The following is a 5,272-nucleotide window of genomic DNA, read 5'->3' as shown; positions in this document are numbered from 1 at the left end:
TGATCAGCAGGGCCCAGGGCAACGCCGGGCGGCGGCCGGCGAGCGCGTCGAAGGCGAGGGTGGCCCGGCGGCGGGCCTCCTCGGCGGCAGCGCCGACCAGGTCCGTGGCGTCGTCGGCCAGGCCCGAGCCGCCGCGACGGGCGGACCGGGCGGTGTCCCGGACGCTGTCACCGGCGGAGCGGACGGTCGAGACCAGTTGCTGCCACGCCTGGTCGGCGATCCGCTCGGGCCTGCTGCGGCGGTCCAACAGGGTGCTTCGGAACATGCTTACCTCCTCGGGGTGCCGAAGCCCGGCGGCCACTTCGGACTCCGGCGGCTGTCCAGCGCGTGACTGTTCTTTTACCCGCCAGTGCCCGTCCGGGCGTCGGCGCAAACCATCCGCCGGTCCACTCAGCGGACCGACACGGTCACCGGCCCCCGGGCGAAGTCGTCATCGTCGTCGTCATCGTCGTCGCCCGCTCCACCGAAGCCACAGGCCAGCACGAGAGCGAGCAGGGCGCCGACACCGGCCAGCCCGAGCAGTCTCCTGATCATCGATCATCCTCTCCGTTCGGGGCACTCCCGGCCGATGCTAGGCGGCGGGGTCAACCGAACGCGCCGACGTCCGGGGGTACGCGCCCGGCGGGCGAGGGGCCGCTACCCTGGTGCGGCGGATCGGCCGGCACCGGTCGATCGTTGGAGAACGAGAAACCCGCTCGTCGGGAAAATAGAAGCCAGAAGGTCTGGATCGGGCTGCCCGGGTGTGCCCGGTCCGCGAATTGCTCATCCCGAGGGGTGGCGACCGAGGCCGTCGGAGGAATACTCTCGGTCGCGGCCCGCGTACTGATGAGGCGCCCGTCATGGGCGAGTGGAGGTGCTCGCGTGAGCCTGTCGATCGTGAAGTCGGTGCTGCCGGGTGGTGTCATCCAGATCGCCCCGCGAGGCGAGATCGACGTCGACACCGCATACGAGGTCCGCGAGGCGATCGCGGAGGTGCTCGCCAAGGGCCGTCCGTCCCGAATCGAGCTGAACATGCGGTTGGTCACCTTCATCGACTCGGTGGGCATCAGCGCGATGGTCGCCGGCTTCCAGACCGCCGAGGTCAGCGGTGTGAAGCTGGTCGTTACCGAGCCGAGCCGGTTCGTCCACCGGCAGCTCTGGGTCACCGGCCTGCTCGGCCTCTTCGGCGCCCCCGAGCCCTACTTCGCCGGCACCGCGACCCCCGAGGTGCTCCCCGGCGCCTGAGCTTGGCGCGCGCGGGGCCCGTCGCGGCTCAGTCCTCGGCCGCGCCGAGGCCGGACAGGTCGACGTCGGACACCTCCGTCACGGCCCGCACGGCGGTGACGGAGGCGTACCCGTCGGCGAGCAGCGCCAGGTCGGTGCCGGGCTGGACGGCCTGCCCGGGCTCCTCCAGCGAGGTGCGGACGAAGCCGTGTCCCGACTCGGCGACCGTCATCTGCACCTGGCCGAACGTGGCCAGGGTCCCCTTCCGCACCCCGCGCAGCCGGCCGTGCGGCAGGTCGGGGGCGTTGACGTTGAGCACGCTCTCCACCGGCCCGGCCAGCAGCCGGGGCAGCAGGTCGAGGGCGACCCGGGCGGCGGTCGACCAGTGCCGCTCCGCGTCGCGTACCCGGGCGGCGGCGGCCACCCCGGGCGCCGCCGCTGGCCGCGGTGGCCTCCCCGGCGGAGAGCACGTCGAGGGAGACCGCCATCGCCCGGCAGCCGTTCGCGGCGGCGGTGAACGCGGCGCCCACGGTGCCCGAGTGCAGCACCGCGCGGCCGGCGTTCGCACCCCGGTTGATCCCGGAGAGCACCACCGTCGGCGGCGGCCCGAACGCGCCGTGCACGGCGATCAGGGCGATGAAACCGGGCGAGCCGGCCACCCCGTACGCCGGCACGTCGGGCAGCTCGGGCAGCGGGTGCTGGCGGACCACCACGTGCCCCTCCCGCTCCACCGCGGTCATCGCGGCGCTGGTGCCGCTCGCCTCCTCCAGCGGCGCGGCGACCACCACGTCCAGCCCGCGGTCCGCCGCCGCCCGGGCCAGCCAGCCGATGCCGGGCGCCGCGATGCCGTCGTCGTTAGTGACCAGGACCCGCAGCGTCATCGTTCGGCCGCCCGCTCGGCCAGCTCGTCGGGGGTGGTCCGCTCCTGCGGCCGGGTGCCGGCCGGCACCAGCCGGACCCGCTCCACCAGCCCGGTGATCGAGTCCAGCCGTCCGGTGCCGAGCCCGTGCCGGGTCACGTTGAGCGCGCCGGCGGCGGCGCCGGTACGGATGGCGGTATGCACGTCCCCGCCGCGGGCCGTCACGGCGGCCACCCCGGCGGTCATCGAGTCGCCCGCGCCGCGCGGGTCGGCCGCCTCCAGGCGGGGCATCTCCACCTCGAACACCTCCCCGTCGACCAGGGCCAGCGCCGGCTTCTCGGCGCGGCTCACCACGACATTCTCGGCGCCGGTCGCGTGCAGGTCGTACATCGCCCGGGTGAGCTGCTCCTCGTCGTCGCCGGCGGCCCGCCCGTCGGCGATCAGCTCCTCGTGGCTGACCTTGAGGAAGAACACCCCGCTCGTCAGCACCGCGGTGAGATGCTCGCCGGCCAGGTCCACCACCACCCGGCTGCCGTTGGCGCCCAGGTCGGCGGCGAACCGCCGGTACAGGTCGGCCGGGACCAGCTTCGGGTCGTTCGGCCCGCTGAGCACGCTGACCGGGGCGCGCAGTCCCTCGCCGAGGGCGAGGTTGTACAGCTCGTCCAGCTCGTGCCGGCTGAGCGGGTGTCCCGGCACGTCGACGATCTCGTGCCGGGTGCCCTCCCGCCGGTCGTGCACGTACCCGCCGCTGCCGCCCGAGTCGCGGACCACCACCTTGAGGTCGACGCCCTCGCTGACCAGCAGCGGCTCCAGGACCTGACCGATCTCGCCGCCGAGGCTGGCGCAGAGCACCACCTCCACCCCGAGCGACATGATCATCCGGGCCTGCCAGACCCCCTGCCCGCCGGGGTGCAGGTGCAGCTCCGGGTGGTCGGCCGGCTGGTCGACGGTCACCGTGAGCCGGGGCGTCGGCGCGAAGACCATCACGTGCCCGCTCATCCGCCGTATCCGTCCACGCGCCCCGCCTCCTCGTCCCGCCCGGGCGGTCCGGATTCCCCGCCAGCCCCGCGTCATGCCGGGGCGTTGCCAGCCCGCTCGGCGTACGGGACGATCGTGCGAACCGCCGACGGCGAGGGGGACGGTGTGCTCAGCCGCGAGACGTTCAGCTACACCGTGCAGGCGCGCTGTACGCGGGCCGAGGCGCTCGCCCTCCTCGGCGACCTGACCCGCCAGGGCGAGCTGCACCCGCTGATCGTCGGCGTGCGCCGGCTGCCGCCCCGCCCGGGCGCGCTGGCCAGTTACGCGATCACCGACCGGCTGGCGGTCGGGCCGCTGCGCTTCCCGGTCACCTACCGGGCCGACGTGCTGATCGCCACCGAGGACGAGGTGGTGACGGTGGCCCGCCAGCGCCCGGCCACGACCGTGCGCAACCACACCCGGCTGCGGGACGAGCCGGGCGGCGTGACGCGGATCGACGTCGGGATCACCCTGACCGCGCCGGCGCCCCTGTTCGGGTACGCCTTCCGGCAGGCCCGGGCGGCCCACCTCGGGCTGGCCAGCCGGCTCGGCGCGGCGCTGGACCGCGGCCCGGACGCGTCCGCCACGAGCTGAGCCGCCCGCTCAGGACGGGCGTCCGGCGGCGACGGGCCGGCGGCGGCCGGCCGGGGCTCCGCGGCGGCCCCACGGTTTGGTAGGTGGAGAGCACGGTGGCGACGAGCAGCACGCTGGTCGAGACCGCCGGCGGGATCACCAGGTCCAGCCGGTCCCGGGTGGTCACTGCCGGGCCCAGCTCGCCGAGCCCGCGCACGGTCGGCGTCAGCAGCAGCAGGACCAGGCCGAGCATGACCGTGGTGAGCACGAACTTGACCAGCACCCAGCGCCAGCGCAGCAGCCCCCACGGGGTGAGCAGCGAACTCGCCACCCCGACCAGCCACACCACGACGCTCAGCGGCGCGAAGAGGTACGTGACGACGAGCCCCGCGGTGGGGTAGACCACCGCGGGGTCGGCGCCACGCAGGCCGGCGACGCCGAGGGTGAGCAGCACCAGGTCCGCGCCGAGCCAGCCCAGCGCGGTGACCAGGTGCAGGGTCAGCAGGGCCTTGCGGGCGGCGGGGGAGAGTCGGCTCATGCCGTCGATGCTGGTCCGCCGGCCGGGCCGCGTCGTGGGGCCGACGGCGACATCCGGCGTACGTCGGGGGGCGTAGCCGGGGGCGACCCGTCCGGCGACGGGTCACCCCGGGGGCTCAGTAGACGGACAGGTGCACGTGGTTGGTGTGGTCGCTGGACGGGTCGCCGTTGCCGCCGCTGTACGACTTCCAGCCGCTGCTCGGCAGCCAGATCTGCTTGAACCAGATCACGTAGAGCACGGCCAGCGCGTCGGAGTTGCGGATGAAGTACGCCGCCAGGTTGTTGCCGTACGTCCGGTCGCCACCGCTGGCGACCCCGCCGAAGCCGTCGGACTGCGCGGCGAAGTCGCACGCCCGGCCCTTGGGGTGCTCACCCGAGCCGCTGGGTCGGTAGCAGGAGACGTACCGGGTGAACCCGGCCGACTTGGCCTCCTTGAGCGCGTGCAGGGTGCGCGGGGTGATGCAGCCGTCGGCCGGGGTGGGGTCGTTGACGCTGCACGACTCGGGCGGCCAGGAGCCGTCGGAGTTGCGCGGCGCCGGGTCGGCGTTCGCGGTGGAGGTGCCCCGGATGCCGCCGCTGCCGCCGCTCGCGGCGCGGTCGTTCGCCACCTCCAGCGCGCGTTCGGCCTGCTGCTTGCGCTTGGCCATCACCGCGACCTGCCTGCGCTGTTCCTGGATTTCGGCGTTCAGCGCCGTCCGGGTCGCCGTCGCGCGGTCCCGGGTCTCGATCAGGTCGTGCAGCGCCCGGTCCTCGTTGGCGGCGACCTGGCCCAGCGCGGCGGCGCGGTCCATGAAGCCTTCCGGGCTGTCGCTGGCGAGCAGCGCCGCCGCGGTGCCGAGCCGGCCGGTCCGGTACGCGACCCCGGCGATCTCGCCGACCTTGGTGTCGCGGACGCTCAGCTCGGCATTGATCGTGGTGAGCTGGTCGGTGAGCTGCTTCTGCCGCCCGACGGAGCGGGCCAGCGCGGCCTTCGCCTCCACGCCAGCCCTTGCTGGCCGCGTCGAGCTGAGCGCGCAGCGCCGGGTGCCGCCCTCGTCGTCGCCGGGGGCGGCGGCGACGAGCCCGGCCGGGGGGTGCCGCCAC

The 5,272-nt window shown here is 74.7% G+C and carries 7 protein-coding genes and 1 pseudogene; 2 read left to right on the top strand and 6 right to left on the bottom strand.

Translation table 11 applies throughout. The annotated features are described in order from the left end of the window. Positions 1-265 (bottom strand): hypothetical protein (locus JNW87_RS34290; protein ID WP_238455113.1); only part of this gene is annotated, 265 nt, incomplete at its 3' end. A gap of 125 nt (positions 266-390) precedes the next feature. Then, on the bottom strand, positions 391-534 hold the full coding sequence (locus JNW87_RS34285; protein WP_161557987.1) for a hypothetical protein: 144 nt from the start codon (positions 532-534) through the stop codon (positions 391-393). Between the two features lie 327 nt (positions 535-861). Between JNW87_RS34285 and JNW87_RS34280 the strand changes: the two genes are divergently transcribed. Beyond that, the gene (locus JNW87_RS34280) at positions 862-1,224 is read left to right on the top strand and encodes an STAS domain-containing protein (RefSeq protein WP_109804984.1); all 363 of its coding nucleotides are present in this window, start codon (positions 862-864) and stop codon (positions 1,222-1,224) included. A gap of 28 nt (positions 1,225-1,252) precedes the next feature. On the opposite strand, the gene JNW87_RS41050 is transcribed toward JNW87_RS34280, so the two are convergent. From JNW87_RS41050 to JNW87_RS34270, 3 genes and pseudogenes are all read right to left on the bottom strand, one after another. Beyond that, a complete protein-coding gene (locus tag JNW87_RS41050; protein WP_309234141.1) occupies positions 1,253-1,627 on the bottom strand; it encodes a hypothetical protein in 375 nt (124 codons plus the stop codon). A 97-nt stretch (positions 1,628-1,724) separates the two neighbouring features. Next, positions 1,725-2,084 (bottom strand): annotated as a pseudogene (locus JNW87_RS41045) (5'/3'-nucleotidase SurE); the annotation flags it as partial. Continuing rightward, entirely contained in the window at positions 2,081-3,061 is a 981-nt protein-coding gene (locus JNW87_RS34270; protein WP_238455112.1) for a 1-phosphofructokinase family hexose kinase, read from the bottom strand. The gene JNW87_RS34270 and the pseudogene JNW87_RS41045, both read right to left, overlap by 4 nt. 114 nt (positions 3,062-3,175) lie before the next feature. Here JNW87_RS34270 and JNW87_RS41040 point away from each other — a divergent pair, with 114 nt between their 5' ends. Further along, positions 3,176-3,673 (top strand): SRPBCC family protein, encoded by a 498-nt coding sequence (locus JNW87_RS41040; RefSeq protein ID WP_236648461.1) that lies wholly within the window; start codon positions 3,176-3,178, stop codon positions 3,671-3,673. Positions 3,674-4,305: 632 nt separating this feature from the next. Here JNW87_RS41040 and JNW87_RS34260 read toward each other — a convergent pair. Beyond that, positions 4,306-5,272, bottom strand: a 967-nt coding sequence (locus tag JNW87_RS34260; RefSeq protein ID WP_375373580.1) for a coiled-coil domain-containing protein, incomplete at its 5' end; no start/stop codon positions are given.

This window comes from Micromonospora sp. ATA51 (assembly GCF_016802855.1).
GTDB classification, from domain to species: Bacteria; Actinomycetota; Actinomycetes; order Mycobacteriales; family Micromonosporaceae; genus Micromonospora; species Micromonospora sicca.
The sequence above is the reverse complement of the archived record's forward strand: the minus strand, read 5'-3'. Positions and strand labels throughout refer to the sequence as shown.